The sequence below is a fragment of the Streptomyces sp. PL-25 genome (assembly GCF_058344915.1).
Genome location: NZ_CP136997.1, coordinates 7,324,296 through 7,343,506, shown reverse-complemented (window position 1 = coordinate 7,343,506; position 19,211 = coordinate 7,324,296). Strand labels below are relative to the sequence as shown.

The following is a 19,211-nucleotide window of genomic DNA, read 5'->3' as shown; positions in this document are numbered from 1 at the left end:
CCCGAGCGGCGGGAGGCGGCGCGGGCTCAGCGCGCCGGGAGCCGCCGGGCGGCGTCGAGCACGCCCTCCAGGGCGAGTTCGAAGGCCTGGTCGGCGCGGTCGCCGCGGACCGCGGCCAGCGCCTCGGCCAGCCGCGGGGTGGCCGAGGCGTCGGTGATCTCCCACATGGCCTCCGGAGCGGCGAGGTCGAGCGCCGAGCCGAGCACGACGTTCTCCAGACCGGTGATGACGCGCATGACGTCGGCCGTGGCGAAACCCTCCTCCATCAGCAGGGCGGCGGCCCGTTCGTACTGTTCCAGGACGCGCGGGGCGCGCACGGGGTACGTCATCAGCAGCGGGATGGCGCGCGGGTGCGCGGCGAAGGCGGCGCGGTAGGAGCGGGCCCAGCCCGCCAGGGCGACGTCCCAGGGGCGCGCGTCCAGCGGCGCGGTGTCGATGGCCTCGCTGATCCGCTCCCGCACCAGTTCCACGATGCCGTCCCGGCCTTCCACGTGGTGGTACACCGAGCCGGTCTGCACCCCCAGCCGCCGCGCGATCTGCGGGACGCTGAACTCGCCCTGGGCGTCCAGGAGTCCGAGTGCCGTCGTGGTGATGCGTTCCCGGTCGAGCAGGGCCGTGCGCGGGCGCCCCATGTCGTGGTTCCTCCCTCGGGGGTCTTCCCATCCGTTCGAACGGAAGGTTACATTGCGGAAACCGAAAGCCTTTAGATTTACCGGCTCCGGAGATCCCGCACGCCTGCCCTCCCCTCCTCGCCGCCCGCCGCCAGAAGGGCTCACCGCCCATGCCCGTAACCACCCCAAGCCCCCGCCACAGCGATCCGGGCGCCGCCGCGCCCGGCGCGCCCACCCTGCGTCCCGGCACGCTGGGCACCAGCGACATCGCCTTCTTCGTGGTCTCCGCCGCCGCGCCGCTCACGGTCATGGCCGGGGTCGCGCCGCTCGCCATCCTGCTCGGCGGCGTCGGCGCCCCGGTCGGCTATTTGCTCGCCGGGCTCACCCTGGCCGTCTTCGCCGTCGGCTTCACCGCCATGAGCCGCCACGTCCGGGGCGCCGGCGCCTTCTACGCGTACATTACCCGCGGGCTCGGCAGGCGCGTCGGCATCGGGGCCGCGCTGCTCGCCCTGCTCGGCTACAACGGCATGGAGATCGGCGTCTACGGGCTGCTCGGCACCGCCACGCAGGACACCGTGCACGCCCTGTCCGGCGCCCATGTGCCCTGGCTGCCCGTCTCGCTGGCCGGGCTGCTGCTCATCGGCTACGGCGGCTACCGCTCCATCGACTTCGGCGCCAAGGTCCTCGGCGTCCTGCTCGCCGCCGAGACCGGTATCCTCGTGCTGCTCGCCGCCGGTGTCCTGCTCAAGGGCGGGGCGCACGGCCTGTCGGCGTCCTCCTTCGCCCCGTCCCATGTGCTGGTGCCCGGCATGGCGGCGGTGCTGGCCTTCGCGTTCGCCGCGTTCACCGGCTTCGAGTCGACCGTCATCTACCGCCGCGAGGCCCGCGACCCGGCGCGCACGGTGCCGCGCGCGACGTATCTCGCCGTCGGCTTCCTCGGCCTGTTCTACGCGTTCGTCGTGTGGATCGCGATCCAGGCCTTCGGCGACGCCGAGGTGGTGCGGGCCGCGGGCGACGACCCGGCCGGGCTGTTCTTCTCCGCGATCAGCACCTACGTGGGCGGCTGGGCCGCCGACACCATGCACGTCCTCATCGTCACCAGCGTCCTGGCGTCCCTGCTCGCCTTCCACAACGCGATCAACCGCTACGGCCTCGCCCTCGCCGAGGAGGGCGTGCTCCCCCGGGCGCTGGCCCGCGTCCACCCGCGCCACCGCTCCCCCTACGTCACCGGGATCGCCCAGACCGTGCTGGGCGCGGCCGTGGTGCTCGCCTTCGCCGCCGCCGGAGCGGACCCCTACCAGCAACTGCTGCTGTGGGTGAACACCCCCGGCATGCTGGGGCTGCTGGTGCTGCAACTGCTCGCTGCGCTGGCCGTGCCGCTGTACTTCCGGCGCGTCAGCCACCAGGAGGGCGTCCTGCGCACGGTGGTCGCACCCGTCACCGCCGCGGTGCTCCTGTCCGCCGCGATCGTGCTGGTCGTCACCCATCTCGACCTGTTCACCGGGGCGTCGGCGGCGGTGAACACCGCGCTGGTGGCGGTGGTCCCGCTCATCTTCCTCGCCGGCTTCCCGCTCGCCCGCTGGCTGCGCCGCCACCGGCCCGGCGTCTACGAGCGGTTCGCCGCCGAACCGGCCGACGGCACCGAAGCGGACGCCGCCCCCTGACCCCGGCCCCTCCGCCGCCCTCTGCCTCAACTCCGTTCCACCGCACCACCATTCCGCCGACCGAGGAGTCCTCCGCATGCCCACCGCCGACCTCGTCCTCACGGGTGCCCGGGTCCGCACCCTCGACCCCGGGCGTCCGTACGCCACCGCGGTCGCCGTCCGCGACGGCCTGATCGCCGCCGTCGGCGACGACACCGACGTACGCGACTGGCGGGGCGCCGCCACCGAGGTCCTCGACCTGGCGGGCGCGCATGTCGTCCCCGGCCTGGTGGACTGCCACAGCCACCCCGTGATGGGCCTGGAGATGACCACCGGCACCGATCTGTCGGCGGTCGGCGACCTCGGCGGACTGCGGGCGGCGCTCGCCCGCGCGGAGCGCGTGCAGGGCTGGGTCGTCGGCTTCGGCCTGGACCACAACGTGTTCGGCGGCAGGCCCGTGGACCGCGCCCTGATCGAGGACGTCCTGGACGGCGCGCCGGCCTTCCTGCGGCTCTACGACGCGCACTCGGCCCTGGCCAGCGGGGCGGCGCTGGAGGCGGCGGGCGTCACCGGCCCGCGCTCCTTCGCCCAGCGCGCCCACCTCGCGACGGACCCCGACGGACGCCTGACCGGGCATCTGGTCGAGCACGCCGCGATGGACCTGGTCACCGCGGTCATGCCCAGGCCGTCGAAGGCCGCGCGACGCGCCCGTCTGGTCGGACTGCTGTCCGCCATGGCGGCCACCGGACTCACCGGCGCCCATGTCATGGACCTCGGCGACCCCGACCTGGTCGGTGAGGTCGCCGAGGACACCGTGCTGCCGCTGCGGCTGCGCTTCGCGCCGTGGTGCATGCCGGGCGCCGGGCAGCGGGAGCTGGCGGAACTGGTCGCGCTCCAGGGGCGGGGCGGGCGGCACTGGGAGATCGCCGGGGTGAAGTTCTTCATGGACGGCACCGTCGAGGGCGGCACGGCCTGGCTGGAGCACCCCGACTGCCACGGGCAGGGCACCGAGGCGTTCTGGCCGGACCCGGCCGCCTACAGCGACGCCGTGCGCTTCCTGGACCGGGCCGGGGTGCGCACCGCGACACACACCATCGGGGACGCGGCGGTGCGGCATGTCCTGGACACCGTGGAGACGCTGGGCGCGGGTGCCCGCCTCCGCCACCGGGTCGAACACATAGAGTCGGTCCCGGACGGCACCCTCGCGCGCTTCGTCCGGCTCGGCGTGATCGCCTCCATGCAGCCGCCGCACACCGCGTACACCCGCGCCGACCGCTCCGACGAGTGGTCCCTGCGGCTGGGCGAGGCACGCGCGCTGCGGGCCTGGCGGCTGCGCGACCTGCGGGACGCGGGCGCGGTCGTCGCGCTCGGCTCGGACTGGCCCGTCGCCCACCACGACGTCCGCGCCGTCCTGGCCACCGCGCGGGCCCCCCGGGGAGCCGCCTCGGCGCGCGCCGGGCTCACCGGTCTCATGGCCCTGGAGGGCTGCACCACCCACGCGGCCGTCGCCGCCGGGGAGCAGGACCTCGCCGGGCGGATCCGCGCGGGGTTCCGGGCCGACCTGACCGCACTGGGCCTCGACCCCGTGGAGGCACCGGCCGACGAGGTCGCCGAGGCACCCGTGCGGCTCACGGTGACCGGCGGGCACATCGCGCACCGGGGGGTGTGATCCCGCTCCGGGGCCGTCGGCCGGCGGCCCCGGAGCGGGCGAGGGGTCGTCGGTCCCGCGTACCGACACGTACCACGGCCGCTTCGTACGACGCGTACCGGGCGAACAGGTGGTCGAGGAGGCCGTGTTCGAGACGGACGGCTCCGCGCCGCGCGGCACCGTGACGCCGCCGGCCACGCTCACCGACGCGGGCGGGGGCACCGCCGCGCCGCCCGCCGTCAGCGCGTGGTGTAGCCGCCGTTGAGGAAGAGCGTCTGGCCGTTGGCCCACCAGCCGTCGGTGAGCAGATGGCGCACCCACGGGACGATGTCCTCGATCTTCGTGAGCTCGCCGTTCATCGCCGACGACTTGTGGTAGGCGACGGAGTCGTCGTCCTCGGCCGGGTAGAAGAACGAGGTGTCCATGGGGCCCGGCGCGATGTTGTTGACCGAGATGTTCCGGCCGAACAGCTCCTTCGACAGGGCGCGTGTGAAGTGCTCCACGGGCGCCTTGCTCCCGGCGTAGCCCGCGTAGAGGCCGGTGTAGGCGGCCAGCAGGGAGGTGACGACGGTGATGATCTTGCCGCCGTCCTCGATCCGGCGGGCGGCCTCGCGCATCACGAGGAACGCGGCCTTGGAGTTGACCGCGAAGAGCCGGTCGTACTCCTCCTCCGTGATCTCGGTCATCGGCTTCTTCAGGACCGTCCCGGCGGTGTTGATGCTGAAGTCCAGCCGGCCGAACCGGTCCACGACCTGCTGGAAGACCCGCTCGACCTCGTCGCCCCGGGTCAGGTCGGCCTGGACCGCGAACGCCTCACCGGGGCCCGCCTCGATCCGGGCGACCACGTCCTCGGCCTTGGCCCGGGACGAGTCGCTGTTGTAGTGCACGGCCACCCGGGCGCCCTCGGCCCCCAGGGTCGTGCTGATCAGTCCGCCGAGGTTGCGCGACGCGCCGCCGACGAAGGCGACCTTGCCGTCGAGCGTCTTGTCCGGGGTGTCGACCATGATGTCCTCCTCGCGTGTACGAGCCGTGTGCCGGGCCGTGTGCCGGGCCGTGTGCCGGGCCGTGCGCCGGGCCGTGCGGGCAGCACGGCCCACGGCCCGGAGCGCGCGGCACACCGGGGCGCCGGGTACCGCGCCGCGCTCCACGATGAACGCCGGCGGCGCCGGAATCCCGCACGAGCCCACCGGCGCCGGAAGGATCCGCTCGGCCGGCGGGGGCGGCGGCCGCCGTCCGGGTGGTGCGGCGCGGCCGCCGACCGGCGCGGAGCCGGCCCGGGGCGGCCCCGCACGGCCGCACGGCCGTGGCCGCCGCCGCGTGCCGTGGGGGTACGCCGGTCCCGCGTGGTCGGAGTCGGCCGGTGGTGCGACGCTGGGGTGAGCCGGGCGGTGAGGCGCCCGGGGCAGGTGCCCGACGGCGGGCGCCTCAGGGCAGGCGCCCGAGAGCGGGTGCCCGAGGAGAGGCCGAGTCGACCGGGGAGCGCCGATGGGACGGGACGTCCCGGCGATGGTCTTCACCCGTGAGGACCGCCGCCGGTACCGGATCAAGATGCAGGACTGCCTCGACGCGTTCGCGCAGATGCTGCGCGCGTCGCGGTTCGAGTCCGAGCGTCCGCAGGTGGGGCTGGAGATCGAGCTGAACCTGGTCGACGACCGGGCCGAGCCCACGATGCGCAACGCCGACGTGCTGGAGGCCATCGCGGACCCCGCCTGGGCCACCGAGCTGGGCCGGTTCAACCTGGAGACCAACATCCCGCCCCGGACCCTGACGGCCGGCGGGCCCGACGCCTGGGAGTCCGAGATCCGCGGCGCGCTGAACCACGCGGACCGGCGCGCGCGGTCGGTCGGCGCCCGTCTGATCATGATCGGGATCCTGCCCACGCTGCGGCAGGAGGACGTGGGGCAGCAGGCGCTGTCGGAGAACCCGCGCTACCGGCTGCTCAACGACCAGGTCTTCGCCGCCCGGGGCGAGGATCTACACATCGAGGTGGACGGCGTCGACCGGCTGCGGACGTACGCGGACACGATCACGCCCGAGGCCGCCTGCACCAGCACCCAGTTCCACCTCCAGGTGTCACCGGAGGAGTTCGCCGGCTACTGGAACGCGGCGCAGGCGGTCGCCGGGGTCCAGGTGGCGCTGGCCGCCAACTCGCCGTTCCTGTTCGGCCGGGAGCTGTGGCACGAGACGCGGATCCCGCTGTTCGAGCAGGCCACCGACACCCGCCCGCAGGAGATCAAGGTGCAGGGGGTGCGGCCCCGGGTCTGGTTCGGGGAGCGGTGGATCAACAGCGTCTTCGACCTCTTCGAGGAGAATCTGCGCTACTTCCCCGCGCTGCTGCCGCTCTGCGACGAGCAGGACCCCGGCGAGACCCTGGACCGCGGCGACGTCCCCGAGCTCGCCGAACTGACCCTGCACAACGGCACCATCTACCGCTGGAACCGCCCGGTCTACGCCGTCTCCCAGGACAAGCCGCACCTGCGGGTGGAGAACCGGGTGCTGCCGGCCGGGCCGACCGTCGCCGACACCCTCGCCAACGGGGCCTTCTACTACGGGCTCACCCGGGCCCTGGTGGAGGAGGACCGGCCGGTGTGGTCGCGGATGTCCTTCTCGGCGGCCGAGGACAACCTCCACACGGCGGCGCGGCACGGCATCGAGAGCCGGCTGTACTGGCCGGGGACCGGCGAGGTGCCGGTGGCCGAACTGGTGCTGCGGCGGCTGCTGCCACTGGCCCACGAGGGCCTTGGGCGCTCCGGCATGGACGCGGCCTGGCGGGAACCCCTGCTCGGCGTCATCGAGCAGCGGTGTGTGACCGGGCGCAACGGCGCGGTCTGGCAGAAGGAGATGTTCCACCGGTTCGACACGGCCGGCGGCGCCGGACGCCACGAGTCCCTGCGCCGGATGACGCAGGTGTACACCGACTACATGCACCTCAACGCGCCGGTGCACACCTGGCCGGTGGACTGACGGCGTCTTACCCTCCGTCGTCCTCCCGGCTCGCCGCGTTGGCGCGGTCCACCTCGGCCATGTGCTCCTCGGCCCAGGTCCGTACGGCCGCGAGCACCTCTTCCAGCGACCGCCCCAGAGGCGTGAGGCGGTAGTGCACGGCGGGCGGCACCGAGGGCTCGACGCGGCGCGCCACCAGGCCGTCGCGCACCAGGCTCCGCAGGGTCACCGAGAGCATCTTCTGCGAGACGCCCGGCATCCGCCGCCGCAGCTCTCCGAAGCGCACCTCGCCCGGGGCGTGCTCCGCCAGGACCTTGACCGCCATCGACGTCCACTTGGTGCCGATCCGGTCGAGCAGTCCGCGGGTCGGGCAGTGCGGGTCGAACACGTCGCCGCGTCCGCGGGCGGGGCCGGGAGCGGCGGGGTCCGTGGCCCGGGAGGTCACCTGGAGCTCACCACCTGAGGGGAAAGTGCCGTCTTGGACCGCTCAGCCTAGTTGCCTAGCGTTGGCTTGTCACCATTGGTTACCAGCTATCCGAGGGAGCGCCCATGGGTGCCCTGTCCCCCACGACCGTCCCGCTGTCCACCCGTTCCGGGCCCGCCGAGGTCACGCTGCGCCGGGTCAGGGCGGGCGGTGTCGAGCTGAACGTGGCGCTGGCCGGGCGGGGCCCGGCCGTCCTGCTGCTGCACGGCTTCCCGCACACCTGGCGGCTGTGGACCGACGTCATCGGCGCGCTGGCCGGCCGCCACCGGGTGATCGCCCCCGACCTGCGCGGCTTCGGGGACAGCGCCCGGCCTGCGGACGGCTACGACGCGGGCACCCTGGCGGACGACGCGGAACAGCTGCTCACGGCGCTGGGGGTGACCTCAGCGGCGGTGGTGGGCATCGACGCCGGCACCCCGCCCGCCTTCCTGCTGGCGATGCGGCGGCCGGGACTCGTCCGCCGGCTGGTGGTGATGGAATCGCTGCTGGGCGGCCTGCCCGGGGCCGAGGAGTTCCTCGCCCAGGGGCCGCCGTGGTGGTTCGGCTTCCACGGCGAGCCGGGACTGGCGGAGTCCGTGCTCGCCGGGCACGAGCGGACGTATGTGGAGTGGTTCCTCGACCGGGGCACGCTCGGACGCGGGGTGCGGCCCGACGTCCGGGACGCGTTCGTCGCGGCGTACACCGGCAGGGAGGCGCTGCGCGGCGCGTTCGGCCCGTACCGGGCGGCGGCCGTGTCCGACCGGCAGCTCCGCGCGGCCGTGGCCGGGGCCCGGCTGACCGTTCCCGCGCTGGCGATCGGCGCCCATCCGGTGGGCCGCGCGCTGGAGCGCCAGCTGCGGCCGCACGCGGACCGCCTGACCGGGCACGTCCTCGCGGACTGCGGACACATCGTCCCGCTCGACCGCCCGGACGCGCTGCTGGAACTGCTGCTGCCGTTCCTCGCCGCCGGCCGCTGAGCGGGGCCCGCCCCGGCCGGCGTCCGGTGGCGGCCCGCCGTCTCAGCCGTCGCGGCCGGGCCGCGCGGTGACCGTCTTCTCGAACCAGTGGTGGGCGTACGGCTCGTCGTTGAAGGCGGGCACCTCCCGGAAGCCGTAGGAGCGGTAGAGCGAACGCGCGGCGCCCAGCGCCCTGTTGGTGTCCAGGCGGAGCAGGTCGCGGCCGTGCCGGGCGGCCCGTGCCTCCAGTTCGGCCAGGAAGCGGCGGCCGAGACCGAGCCTGCGGACGCCGGGCGACACCCACATGCGTCTGATCTACGCCGGAGCGCCGGGCGGCAGCTTCAGCCCGGCGCAGCCGACGGGTTCGCCGTGCAGCCGGGCGACCAGGAACAGGCCCAGCGGCGACCGGAGTTCACCCGCGTCGGGCAGCAGGCTGCGCGCGGGGCCGAAGCCGGTGTCGAAGCGTTCGCGCAGCTCCGCGAAGCAGGCCCGCAGGCAGTGTGCGGCGTCGGGGTGGTCCGGGTCGACCGGGTCCAGGGTGACGGTGGCCGCGGTCAGCAGCCGCTCGACCTCGGCCGTGGCCGCGGCCAGCCGGGCGCGCTGGTCCTCGTCGAGCGGTGCGAGCAGCGATCCGGCCGCCTCGCGCAGCGTCCGTACGTCCTGGCTGTGCTCGCCGATCTCCCAGAGCAGCCGGGCCTCGCCGACGGGCCGGCCCCTTCCCAGGTAGTGGTCGTGGAGCACGCCCACACGCTCGGTGACGGTGCGGTTGAAGCGCCGCACCCGGTCGATCTGTGCCGCATCCATTCTCTGACTCCAGCCAGGAAAGGGCGTCCGGGCGAGTGTCCGGCGCCCCGGGCGCGTGCGCCGGCCGGCGAGGACCGGGCCGTGCGCCGGTCGGCGGGGAGCGGGCCGCGCACCGGCGGCGGGCGCCCCCGGGAGGGCGCCCGCTCCCCTCACTCGCCCGGGGCGAGGGTGTCCGCGAGGACGGCGGCCGCGTCGGCGATCAGCCCCTCGTCCACGGCCGCGTCCGGCGCATCCCTCGACGTCAGCACCACCAGCACGAGGGGGGTGCCGCGGGTGGTCCAGGCGACGCCGATGTCGTTGGCGGACGCGTAGTCCCCGGTGCCGGTCTTGTCGCCGACGACCCAGTCCTTCGGCAGTCCGGCGCGGAAGCGCCTAGCGCTGGTGGTGTTGCCCTTGAGCCAGGTCAGGAGCTGTTCGCGGGCCGCGCCGGACAGCTCGTCGCCCACCGTGAGCCGCTCCAGGCTCGCGCCGAGCGCCTGCGGGGTGGTGCTGTCGCGCAGCTCGCCGGGGCCCGCGCTGTTCAGGTCGGGCTCCCAGCGGTCGAGCCGGCTCACCCGGTCACCGAGCGAACGGAAGAAGGCGGTGAGCCCGGCGGGGCCGCCCAGCTCGCGCAGCAGCAGGTTCCCGGCGCAGTTGTCGCTGTGCCGGATCGCCGCCGCGCACAGCTCGCCGACGGTCATGCCGCTGCCGACGTGCTGCTGGGTGACCGGTGAGTTGAGCAGGATGTCCCGGTCGGGGTAGCGGACGACCTTGTCCAGCGGCGCACTGCTCGCGTGGTCGCGCAGCACGGCACCGGCGGCGAACACCTTGAAGGTCGAGCACAGGGCGAACCGCTCCCCCGCCCGGTACGCGACGCTCTGCCCGGTGCGGGTGTTGCGGGCATGGACGCCGAGCCGGGCGGAGTAGCGCTCCTCCAGCGCGCGCAGCGCGTCCGTGGCCCGGCGGGGGCCGGACGCCGCCGCGGATCCGGCAGCGGGTGCCGCCGTCGCGCGGGCGGCCGTCACGGCGGGGGCGAGCCCGGCGGTGGAGAGGACGGCACCGGCCTTGAGCAGGCCGCGCCGCCGCAGAGGGCTGTTACTGGTCATGTGCGGAGATCTCCCGTCGTCCGTTCGCTGTCCGCGTCGGCGGCCCTCGGGCGGCCGACGCGGACAGCGAAGCAGCGGGAGCCCACTCATGTCCAAGAGTGAACATTGAAGGTCCCATGACTTATTGATATGAAAGCGGCATGGATCTGCTCGCGCACCTGGAGGCGTACGTCGCGACCGTCGATGAGGCGAGCTTCTCCCGGGCCGCCGACCGCCTCGGGATCGCCCAGCCCCTCCTCAGCCGCCGCATCAAGACGCTGGAGGAGCACTTCGGCGGGCTCCTCTTCGACCGTTCGCACCGGCAGGTGGCGACCACGGAGTTCGGTGTCCTGCTGCTGCCGTACGCCCAGGACGTGCTGGAGCGGACCGATCGGCTGCGGCGGGCCGCGCGGTCGGCCCGGCGCTCGGCGGTGCGCACCGTCGGGATGCCGGTGGACTGCGGGCCCGCCGCCCTGGCGCGCGTGATCCGCGCGGGCGCCGAGCACGGCGTGGCGCTCGGTGTGCGGGAACTGCCGCCGGAGCGGCGCGAGTCGGGCCTGGCCGACGGATCGCTGGTGTACGCGCTGGTGCGGGTGCCCCCGGAGAACGCGCCGCTGCGGGTGCCGCTGGGCCTGGCCAGCGCGCCCGCGCCGGACGCACCGGGCGGATCCGGAGCGCGGGACGGCGGCGGGCTCGGTGGGCTCGGTGGGCCGCCCCCGCCCCGGGCGGCGGGCGCCGTCCATCTGGAGGATCTGCGGCCCCGGCGGGGCCGCGGCGCGGCGCGGGGGCGGGCGCCGCTCGCGCTGCTCCTGCTCGCGGAGGACCAGGTGCCGTTCGCCGCGGACCGGCTCGGCCGCGCCATGGCGCGCGCCGGGCTGCCCGAGGGCCTGCTGCGCCCGGCCGGTCCGGTGGCGACCGCGCTCGCGGAGACCCTGGCCGGGCGGGTGCGGCTGCTGTGCACCGAACCGTTCGCCCGGCTGCACGGCGTCGCCTGGGCGCCGCTGCACGACACCTCGCTGCACCGGGGGTACGCCCCGCGCGCGAGCGAGCGGCAGCCGGCCGCCGCCCGGGTGCCCCACTGGCTGGTGACCGTGCTGGCGTCCGGGGCCGGTGCGGCGGCGCCCGGCGCGGCGGCGGCCCGGCCGGGCGGCGGGGACGAGGACGGGGACGCCGACGCGGTGGCGCGGCTGGCGGCACACGGATGAGCGCGGGTCCCCCGTACCACCGCCCCGCGCAGCTCGTCGGCGAGGGCGCGCTGCTCGATGTCGCGGAGGCCGTCGCGGCCGACTGGGCGGCGCTCGGCGTGCGCGGCTCCTTCCTCGCCCGGGACATCGACACCGGCGCGCAGCTCGGTTTCGACGCCGAGGTGCCCGTGCCGCTGGCCTCGGTCGTCAAGGTCCCGCTCGCCCTGGTGGTGCTGGACCGGATCGCGGCCGGCGAGCTCGACGCCGCGCTCCCGGTGACGGTCGACCCGGCCACCAGCAGTGTGGGTCCCACGGGGCTGGCGGCGTTCCGGCACCCCGCCACCGTGGCCGTCGGCGACCTGCTGCACCTGATGATGTCGGTCAGCGACAACGCCGGTGCGGACGCGCTCCTCGATCTGGTCCCGGTGGCGGACGTCGACGCCCGGCTGCGCGCCTGGGACTGCGGCGACCTGCGGGTGCGGCACCGGATGAACCTGATGTACGAGTGTGCCGCCGGAGCCGCGGGCAACGACTTCTCCCTCGCCCTGGAGCTGGCCGTCCGCGACGACCGCTCGGGCCGGTACACCCTGCGGACGCTGGACCCGGCGCACGCCAACGCGGGCACCGCCACGGCCCTCGTCGATCTGCTGGACCGCGTGTGGCGGGACGGGATCTCCCGGCCCCCGGCGACCGCGGAGCTGCGCCGGCTGATGGGGGCGCAGCTCTTCACCCAGCGGCTCGCGAGCGAGCTGCGCTCCGACGCGCTGCGGGTGAGCGGCAAGACCGGCACGTTCCTGCATCTGCGGCACGAGATCGGGGTGGTGGAGGCCGACTCCGGGCACCGGGTGGCCGTCGCCGCCCTCACCCGCTCCGACCGGCGGGCCGCGCTGGCCCCGGACATCGACCTCGCCATCGGGGCCGCGGCGCGCGACGCGTTCGAGGCGCTGCGGCGCTGACCAAAGATTCGCTTTGAGGTTCTCAAAGTACAAGTGTTAACGTTCCTGCCATGAAGACAGCAGCCGCGCACCGCGCCGACGCCGACCACGGCGTTCGCCGCGCCGTCACGGGCGTACCGCTCGTGGCGCGCCTGCACGTCGATCTCTGCCGCTGCCTGTCCGCGGCTTGTCGCGCCTGAGCGCGAACTCCCCGATGCAGCGGCGCCGTTGACACCCTCCCACGGTCGCTGCTTCCTGTATGTACGTCCCGCTCGTCCCGCCCCCGCGCGTTCCTACTGGAGTGTGTCCGTGTCCGCGAACACCGCTGATCCGCAGCCCTCGAAGTCAGGGTTCCGGATACCCGTCCCCTTCTGGGCCCAGGTCCTGATCGGCCTCGTCGTCGGTCTGGTCCTCGGCTTCGTCGCCCGCACCTACGACGTGTCCTGGCTCGCCACCACGCTCGACAAGGTGGGCGGCATCTTCATCCAGCTGCTGAAACTGGCCGTGGCACCGCTGGTCTTCTTCGCGATCATGGTGTCCATCACCAATCTGCGGAAGGTCAACAACGCGGCGCGCCTGGCCGGCCGCACCCTGCTCTGGTTCATGCTCACCTCGCTGATCGCGGTGGTGATCGGGCTGGTCATCGGCCTGGTCTCCAACCCGGGCTCCGGCTCGGACCTGACCGCGGCCGACGGCGCCAAGCCGGAGCACTCCGGCAGCTGGCTCGACTTCCTGACCGGGATCATCCCCACGGACGTCGTCACGCCCTTCACCGAGCTGAACGTCCTCCAGATCGTCTTCATGGCCGTGGTCGCCGGTATCGCGATCCTCAAGATCGGTTCCAAGGCGCAGCCGATCCTCACCCTGTCCGAGTCGATCCTCGAACTGCTCCAGAAGGCCCTGTGGTGGGTGATCCTGCTCGCCCCGATCGGCTCCGCCGGCCTGATCGGCCGCGCGATCGTCCAGTACGGCTGGGACCTGCTGGGCAACTACGCGACCTTCACCGTGGACATCTACGTCGGCTGCGCCCTGGTGCTGTTCGGCGTGTACCCGCTGCTGCTCGCCACCGTCGCCAAGCTGAACCCGCTGCAGTTCTTCAAGGGCGCCTGGCCGGCCATCCAGCTCGCGTTCGTCTCCCGCTCCTCGGTCGGCACCATGCCGGTCACCCAGCAGTCGGCGATCCGCCTCGGCGTCCCGAAGGACTACGCCTCCTTCGCCGTGCCGTTCGGCGCGACGACCAAGATGGACGGCTGCGCGGCGATCTACCCGGCCATCTCCGCGATCTTCGTGGCACAGATCTTCCACATCGACATCGGCATCAAGGAGTACCTGCTCATCGCCTTCGTCTCGGTGATCGGCTCGGCGGCCACCGCCGGTCTGACCGGAGCGACGGTCATGCTGACGCTCACCCTGTCCACCCTCGGACTGCCGATGGAGGGCGTGGGCCTGCTGCTGGCGATCGACCCGATCCTGGACATGATGCGCACCGCGACCAACGTCGCGGGCCAGGCCCTCGTCCCGGTCCTCGTCTCCGCCCGCGAGAAGATCCTCGACCACACGAAGTACGACAACGCCTCGGCCTCTCCGGTCGACGAGGTGGAGAGCGTCTACGACGACCCCCGGCAGGTGGCCCCCGCGGCGGGCTGACCCGCACCTCCCCCGCCCGGCTCCGGTCCGGGACACACCTCCACGTTCCGCCCCGCCGGGTCCGACCCGGCGGGGCGGAACGTTTTTCCCGCACGGTGCGCCGCACCATCCCCCCCCCGGGCCGCCCCGTACCTAGACCGCGCCCCCCGTCAGCGCGCGCAGGCAGCGGGTCGCGAGGGCGGTCGGGGAGGCGGGGCCCTCGGTGCCGGCGTCGGTGGCGGACCAGGTCTCCAGGGCGATCCGGATGGCGTCGGTGGCGGCGGCCGCCGCGAGGCGTACGTCGAGCGGGTCGGCGTCCGGGCCGGCGAGCCGGGCGAGGACCGGGACGAGGCGTTCCTCGGACTCCTGGTTCACCCGGTACCAGACGGCGCGCAGCGCGGGGTCGTCCGCCGCCGCGCGCAGCAGCCCGCGGGTGCGCAGCAGCGCCCGTACGGCGTCCTCGTCGGGGGTGGCGAGGGCCTGCCCGGCCGCGCGCTCCAGTGCCTCTCGGAGCGGGGTCCCCGGTTCGGCGGCGGCCAGCAGCGCCCGCCAGCGGTCGGCGCCGTCGGCGAGCAGCGGGCTCACCGCGTCCTGCTTGGAGCGGAAGTACCGGTAGAAGGTGCGCAGCGCGACGCCCGCCCGCCGGGCGATCTCCTCGGCCGTCGTGCCGTCGGGGCCCCGGGTGGCGAAGAGCTCGGCCGCCGCGTGGGCGATGTCGAGCTGTGTGGCGGCCTTGCGGCGCTCGGTCAGGGTGGCGGACGGCTTGGTGCTCACCCGCGGAATCCTACGCCTCGCAGGTGTCGTCCGGCACATCTGGACGATGTGGCAAACCGTGCCATCGAGGCGTACCGTGACGGCATAGAGAGCACCGGCGGCAAGAGGGCCGGTGCCGTAGGGCCCCGTGAGCCGTTCCGGGGCCGGGCTGGAGACACACATGAACCGCTATGAAGGCCGCCGCGCGCTGATCACCGGCGGTGGTTCGGGCATCGGGCAGGCCACCGTGCTGCGCCTGCTCGCGGAGGGCGGCACCATCGTGGCCGCCGACGTCAGCGAGCAGGGCCTGAAGGACACCGTCGCGAAGGCCGGCGCCCACGCGGACCGGCTGACCACGCTCGTCATGGACGTGGCCGACGAGGCGTCCGTACGCGAGGGAGCCGCCTCGGCCGTCGCCGCGCTCGGCGGTCTGGACGTCCTGGTCAACGCGGCCGGGATCCTGCGCTCCTCGCACACCGACCGGACGACGCTGGACGCCTTCACCCGGGTCCTGCGGGTCAACCTCGTCGGCACCTTCCTGGTGATCCGCGAGTGCGTGCCCGCGCTGCTGGCGGGCCGGGACGCCGCGGTCGTCAACTTCAGCTCGACGTCGGCGGTGTTCGCGCACCCGTACATGGCGGCGTACGCGGCGAGCAAGGGCGGCATCCAGTCCATGACACACGCGCTGGCCGCCGAGTACGCGGGGCGCGGCATCCGCTTCACCGCCGTGCAGCCGGGCTCCATCTCCTCCGGCATGACCGACGGCAGCGGCGCCAGCGGGCAGAGCGCGGGCCCCGGGCTGCCCGAGGACGCCGACATGAGCCTGTTCCTGAAGCTCTCCCCGGCGCTCGGCCGGGGCTTCGCCGGCCCCGAGACGGTGGCGTCCGTGGTCGCGATGCTCGCGAGCGAGGACGGCCGGTTCATCACCGGCACCGAGGTACGCGTCGACGGCGGCACCCACTTCTGACCGGCCGTCCGCGGGCCCGGACGGGCGTCCGCGCCCGCGGCCCCCGACTTCCAAGGAGCACATCATGAACGACCTCACCGGCAGGACCGTCCTCGTCACCGGCGGAGCGCGCGGCCTCGGGGCCGAGGCGGCGCGGCAGGCCGTCGCCGCCGGAGCCAACGTGGTGATCACGGACGTCTTGGAGGAGGAGGGCGAGGCCACCGCCGCCGGGCTCGGTCCCGCCGCCCGTTTCCGGCGGCACGACGTCACCTCGGAGCGGGAGTGGCAGGACGTCGCCGGCTTCGCCGTGGCGGAGTTCGGCGCGCTGCACGGGCTCGTCAACAACGCGGGCATCTCGACCGGCGCGCTGCTGGAGTCCGAGTCGGTCGAGCACTTCCGCAAGGTGCTCGACATCAACCTCACGGGTGTCTTCATCGGCATGCGGACCGTGATCCCCGCCATGAAGGAGGCCGGGGGCGGCTCGATCGTCAACATCTCCTCGGCGGCGGGTCTGATGGGACTCGCGCTGACGGCCGGCTACGGCGCCTCCAAGTGGGGTGTGCGCGGGCTGACGAAGATCGGCGCGGTGGAGCTGGGCACCGCCCGGATCCGGGTCAACTCGGTGCACCCGGGCATGACGTACACCCCGATGACCGCCTCGGTCGGCATCGAGCGGGGCGAGGGCCGGTACCCCAACACGCCGATGGGCCGGGTCGGTGAGCCGCACGAGATCGCGAGCGCCGTCGTCTACCTGCTGTCCGACGCGGCGTCGTACGTGACGGGCGCCGAACTGGCCGTGGACGGCGGCTGGACCACCGGTCCGACCGTGCGGTACGTCATGGGCGAGTGAGCCGGGCGGCTGCCCGCGGGCCGCTCGGGCGGCGGACTTGCCACACGTGCCGACACCCGGTGCGAGGGCGGTCCCGGGGACGCGTCGCCACCGTATGGTGAACCGTCACTTGTGTCCGCTCCGAGGGGAACTGATGGTGCGCCGTACAAGGATCGCCCGACTCACCGCCGCCTGGGCGTCGGCCCTGCTGCTCTGTGCCGGACTCTCCCCGGCGGCCTCCGCCGCCCCGGAGACGGCGGGCCCGGCCTCGGCCGCGGCCCGGCTCGACGCCTACTGGACGCCGGCCAGGACGGCGGCGGCCCTGTCCGCCTCCGCCGCGCAGGGCGCCGGTTCCGGACGGGCCGCCCCCACCGCGGTGGACGGACCGCGGCCCGGCGAGCACATCCCGTCCAGCCGGAGCTTCACCGGCATCCCGCAGGCGGGCACGTTCTTCTGGACCGACGCCACCGGCACCGGCCGCACGTGCAGCGGCTCCGTGGTGCACAGCCCCGGCCGCTCGCTCGTGCTCAGCGCCGGGCACTGCCTGAAGGGCTACTCGGGCGCCTCGCCGAAGCGGCATCTGGCCTTCGTCCCGCAGTTCCACGACGGGCTGAAGCCCTTCGGCGTCTTCCCGGTCCGCGACAACGGTGTCTACGTCCCCCGGCAGTACTACGACCTCGGCGCGCGGGCCGGGGCCGAGTACGACTTCGCCTTCGCCGTCACCGGACCCGACGAGGACGGGACCTCGCTGGAGGACGCGGTGGGGGCGGTGCGGCTGCTCACCGGCACCGGGTACGAGCACGCCCCGGTGCGGATGATCGGGTACCCGGCGGGGGCCGAGCGGCCGCTGGAGTGCTGGAGCCGTACGACGGCCTGGGTGAGCGACGATCCGGCCGAGCCCGGGACCTTCCCGCGCATCCCGTGCGACGCGTTCGTGGGCGGCACCAGCGGCGGGCCGATGCTGGTGCCGTGGTTCGGCGGCTGGGCGGTGGTCGGGGTGATCGGCGGCTACCACACCGGGGGGAACACCTCGCAGGTCTCCTACAGCGCCGTCTTCGGCTCGGCCACCCGGGCGCTCTACCGCGACGCGACGACCGGCGCCGTGCCCCCGCGGGCCCGGCTTCCTGAGCGGAGCGCGGGCGGGCACCGGCGAGCACACGCGTGCGGCGGGTCGGCGCCCCGCCGCGCGTCCGCTCCCGTGGTCAGGGCGCGGGTGCCGTGCTCACGCCTCGCGCGACGGCACCGGTCCCCCGCCGGCGGTGCGCCCGGTGGCGAACTCCTCGGCGAGCCGGCGACGGAGGACCTTGCCGCTGGGGCCGAGCGGCAGCGCGGTGACGAACTCGACGCGGCGCGGGTACTTGTAGGCGGCGATGCGCCGTCTGCTCCAGGCGATGATGTCCGCGGCCAGCCGGCCGTCCGGGGCGGTCCCCGGGCGCGGGACGACGACGGCGCACACCTCCTGGCCCAGCCGGTCGTCGGGCACCCCGACCACCGCGGACTGGGCCACCGCGGGATGGGCGGCGAGCAGGTCCTCCACCTCCCGTGGATAGACGTTGTAACCGCCGCGCACGATGGTGTCCTTGGTCCGGTCGACGACGGTCAGGCGGCCGTCGTCGTCCAGCACGCCGAGGTCGCCGGTGCGCAGCCAGCCGTCGACGACGGCGGCCCGGGTCGCCGCGAGGTCGTCGAGGTAGCCCGCCATGACGTTGTGGCCGCGCACCACGATCTCGCCGGTCTCGCCCGCCGCCAGCGCCTCGATCCGCTCCGCGGTGCCCGGCCGGGCGATCCGCACCTCGACGCCGCGGATGGGATGACCCACGGTGCCGGGCACCCGGGGGCGGCCGGGGAGGTTGTAGGCGACGCACGGGGACGCCTCGGTCAGCCCGTAGCCCTCGTGGACCGGGCAGCCGAAGACGGCCTCGAAATCCTCCAGGACCCTGGCGGGCAGCGCCGATCCGCCGCAGTAGGCCCGGTCCAGGGCGGGGCGCCGGCCGCCGTCGCGCACCGCCTGGAGCAGCGCCACGTACATCGTCGGCACCCCCATGAGGACGGTGCAGCGCTCGGCGGTCATCAGGTCGAGCGCCGCGTGCGCGCCGAAGCGGGGCATCAGCACGAGCCGCGCCCCGGCGCGCAGGCCCGTGCCCATGACGCAGACCTGCCCGAAGGTGTGGAAGAGCGGCAGGCACCCCAGCACCACGTCGTCGGGGCGCATCGCGAACGGCGCGAGCATCGTCGTGTCGATGTTCATCACCAGGTTGAGATGACTGATCATGACGCCCTTGGGGCGGCCCGTGGTGCCCGAGGTGTAGAGCACGACGGCGATGTCGTCCGGGGCGCGCGGCACGGCGGTGTCCAACGGCGGGCAGCGCGCGGCGAGTTCGTCGAGGGACGGGGACCGGCCGGGGGCCGCCACGGTGAGCAGCGGTACGCCCGCCGCCCGCGCCGCCGGTTCCCCCTCCGGCAGCAGGGGGCCCTCGCACAACAGCGCCCGCGCGCCCGAGTGCCGCAGGATGTAGGTGATCTCCGCCGTCCTCAGCAGGGCGTTGACCGGTACGACGGTGGCACCGAGGGCGAGCGCCCCGTAGTACGCCTTCGGGAAGCGGGCCGTGTTGGACAGCAGCAGCGCCAGGCGGTCGCCCGGTCCGATGCCCTGTCCGCGCAGCGCAGCGGCATGGCGCAGGGCGTCCTGCCACAGCGCGCCGTAGGTGAGGCGGGTGCCGTCGGCGACCAGTGCGACGGCACCGGGCCACTGCCGGGCCGATTCTCCGAGGACATGGGCCGCCGAGAGGGTCGCGCCGCCCGTCAT

General features: G+C 74.5%; 18 protein-coding genes and 1 pseudogene. 10 read left to right on the top strand and 9 right to left on the bottom strand.

Annotation, left to right across the window (positions count from 1 at the left end; all coding sequences use genetic code 11):
• Nucleotides 1-26: 26 nt before the first annotated feature.
• A complete protein-coding gene (locus R4Z62_RS32385; RefSeq protein ID WP_491521661.1) occupies nucleotides 27-632 on the bottom strand; it encodes a TetR/AcrR family transcriptional regulator C-terminal domain-containing protein in 606 nt (201 codons plus the stop codon).
• A gap of 149 nt (nucleotides 633-781) precedes the next feature.
• Between R4Z62_RS32385 and R4Z62_RS32380 the strand changes: the two genes are divergently transcribed.
• Together R4Z62_RS32380 and R4Z62_RS32375 are read left to right on the top strand one after the other, a co-directional pair.
• Entirely contained in the window at nucleotides 782-2,275 is a 1,494-nt protein-coding gene (locus R4Z62_RS32380) for an APC family permease (RefSeq protein WP_491521660.1), read from the top strand.
• A 76-nt stretch (nucleotides 2,276-2,351) separates the two neighbouring features.
• On the top strand, nucleotides 2,352-3,923 hold the full coding sequence (locus R4Z62_RS32375) for an amidohydrolase (protein WP_491521659.1): 1,572 nt from the start codon (nucleotides 2,352-2,354) through the stop codon (nucleotides 3,921-3,923).
• 218 nt (nucleotides 3,924-4,141) lie between these two features.
• Here R4Z62_RS32375 and R4Z62_RS32370 read toward each other — a convergent pair whose 3' ends face one another.
• A complete protein-coding gene (locus R4Z62_RS32370) occupies nucleotides 4,142-4,906 on the bottom strand; it encodes an SDR family oxidoreductase (protein ID WP_064536937.1) in 765 nt (254 codons plus the stop codon).
• Nucleotides 4,907-5,387: 481 nt separating this feature from the next.
• Here R4Z62_RS32370 and R4Z62_RS32365 point away from each other — a divergent pair, with 481 nt between their 5' ends.
• Entirely contained in the window at nucleotides 5,388-6,866 is a 1,479-nt protein-coding gene (locus tag R4Z62_RS32365) for a glutamate-cysteine ligase family protein (protein WP_382851985.1), read from the top strand.
• Between the two features lie 7 nt (nucleotides 6,867-6,873).
• Here the strand turns inward: R4Z62_RS32365 and R4Z62_RS32360 are convergent, their stop codons facing one another.
• A complete protein-coding gene (locus tag R4Z62_RS32360) occupies nucleotides 6,874-7,290 on the bottom strand; it encodes a winged helix-turn-helix transcriptional regulator (RefSeq protein ID WP_064536935.1) in 417 nt (138 codons plus the stop codon).
• Between the two features lie 104 nt (nucleotides 7,291-7,394).
• Between R4Z62_RS32360 and R4Z62_RS32355 the strand changes: the two genes are divergently transcribed.
• Nucleotides 7,395-8,285 carry an alpha/beta fold hydrolase gene (locus tag R4Z62_RS32355; RefSeq protein ID WP_382851987.1) on the top strand — a complete coding sequence of 297 codons (891 nt, stop codon included), beginning with the start codon at nucleotides 7,395-7,397 and terminating at the stop codon, nucleotides 8,283-8,285.
• A 42-nt stretch (nucleotides 8,286-8,327) separates the two neighbouring features.
• On the opposite strand, the pseudogene R4Z62_RS32350 reads toward R4Z62_RS32355, so the two are convergent.
• Nucleotides 8,328-9,068, bottom strand: a pseudogene (locus R4Z62_RS32350) (GNAT family N-acetyltransferase).
• A 149-nt stretch (nucleotides 9,069-9,217) separates the two neighbouring features.
• On the bottom strand, nucleotides 9,218-10,153 hold the full coding sequence (bla, locus tag R4Z62_RS32345; protein WP_491521658.1) for a class A beta-lactamase: 936 nt from the start codon (nucleotides 10,151-10,153) through the stop codon (nucleotides 9,218-9,220).
• A gap of 140 nt (nucleotides 10,154-10,293) precedes the next feature.
• Between bla and R4Z62_RS32340 the strand changes: the two genes are divergently transcribed.
• From R4Z62_RS32340 to R4Z62_RS32325, 4 genes are all read left to right on the top strand, one after another.
• Nucleotides 10,294-11,337 carry a LysR family transcriptional regulator gene (locus R4Z62_RS32340; RefSeq protein WP_491521657.1) on the top strand — a complete coding sequence of 348 codons (1,044 nt, stop codon included), beginning with the start codon at nucleotides 10,294-10,296 and terminating at the stop codon, nucleotides 11,335-11,337.
• Nucleotides 11,334-12,272 carry a serine hydrolase gene (locus tag R4Z62_RS32335; protein WP_491521656.1) on the top strand — a complete coding sequence of 313 codons (939 nt, stop codon included), beginning with the start codon at nucleotides 11,334-11,336 and terminating at the stop codon, nucleotides 12,270-12,272. Before R4Z62_RS32340 ends, R4Z62_RS32335 begins: the two co-directional genes overlap by 4 nt.
• 50 nt (nucleotides 12,273-12,322) lie before the next feature.
• Nucleotides 12,323-12,451: a hypothetical protein gene (locus R4Z62_RS32330; protein ID WP_257784422.1), complete on the top strand. Its 129-nt coding sequence runs from the start codon at nucleotides 12,323-12,325 to the stop codon at nucleotides 12,449-12,451.
• Nucleotides 12,452-12,560: 109 nt separating this feature from the next.
• Nucleotides 12,561-13,898: a dicarboxylate/amino acid:cation symporter gene (locus R4Z62_RS32325; protein WP_064536930.1), complete on the top strand. Its 1,338-nt coding sequence runs from the start codon at nucleotides 12,561-12,563 to the stop codon at nucleotides 13,896-13,898.
• Between the two features lie 132 nt (nucleotides 13,899-14,030).
• On the opposite strand, the gene R4Z62_RS32320 is transcribed toward R4Z62_RS32325, so the two are convergent.
• Nucleotides 14,031-14,651, bottom strand: coding sequence for a TetR/AcrR family transcriptional regulator (locus R4Z62_RS32320; RefSeq protein ID WP_491521655.1), 621 nt, complete (start codon nucleotides 14,649-14,651; stop codon nucleotides 14,031-14,033).
• Nucleotides 14,652-14,811: 160 nt separating this feature from the next.
• On the opposite strand from R4Z62_RS32320, the gene R4Z62_RS32315 reads away from it, so the two are divergent.
• Together R4Z62_RS32315 and R4Z62_RS32310 are read left to right on the top strand one after the other, a co-directional pair.
• Entirely contained in the window at nucleotides 14,812-15,597 is a 786-nt protein-coding gene (locus R4Z62_RS32315) for an SDR family NAD(P)-dependent oxidoreductase (RefSeq protein WP_491521654.1), read from the top strand.
• Between the two features lie 64 nt (nucleotides 15,598-15,661).
• On the top strand, nucleotides 15,662-16,426 hold the full coding sequence (locus R4Z62_RS32310; RefSeq protein ID WP_064536925.1) for a glucose 1-dehydrogenase: 765 nt from the start codon (nucleotides 15,662-15,664) through the stop codon (nucleotides 16,424-16,426).
• 270 nt (nucleotides 16,427-16,696) lie between these two features.
• Here R4Z62_RS32310 and R4Z62_RS32305 read toward each other — a convergent pair whose 3' ends face one another.
• From R4Z62_RS32305 to R4Z62_RS32295, 3 genes are all read right to left on the bottom strand, one after another.
• Nucleotides 16,697-16,888, bottom strand: coding sequence for a hypothetical protein (locus R4Z62_RS32305; RefSeq protein WP_491521653.1), 192 nt, complete (start codon nucleotides 16,886-16,888; stop codon nucleotides 16,697-16,699).
• Between the two features lie 186 nt (nucleotides 16,889-17,074).
• Nucleotides 17,075-17,350, bottom strand: a complete 276-nt coding sequence (locus R4Z62_RS32300; RefSeq protein WP_491521652.1) for a hypothetical protein — start codon at nucleotides 17,348-17,350, stop codon at nucleotides 17,075-17,077.
• A 277-nt stretch (nucleotides 17,351-17,627) separates the two neighbouring features.
• Complete coding sequence (locus tag R4Z62_RS32295; protein ID WP_491521956.1) at nucleotides 17,628-19,211, bottom strand: long-chain-fatty-acid--CoA ligase; 1,584 nt, start codon at nucleotides 19,209-19,211, stop codon at nucleotides 17,628-17,630.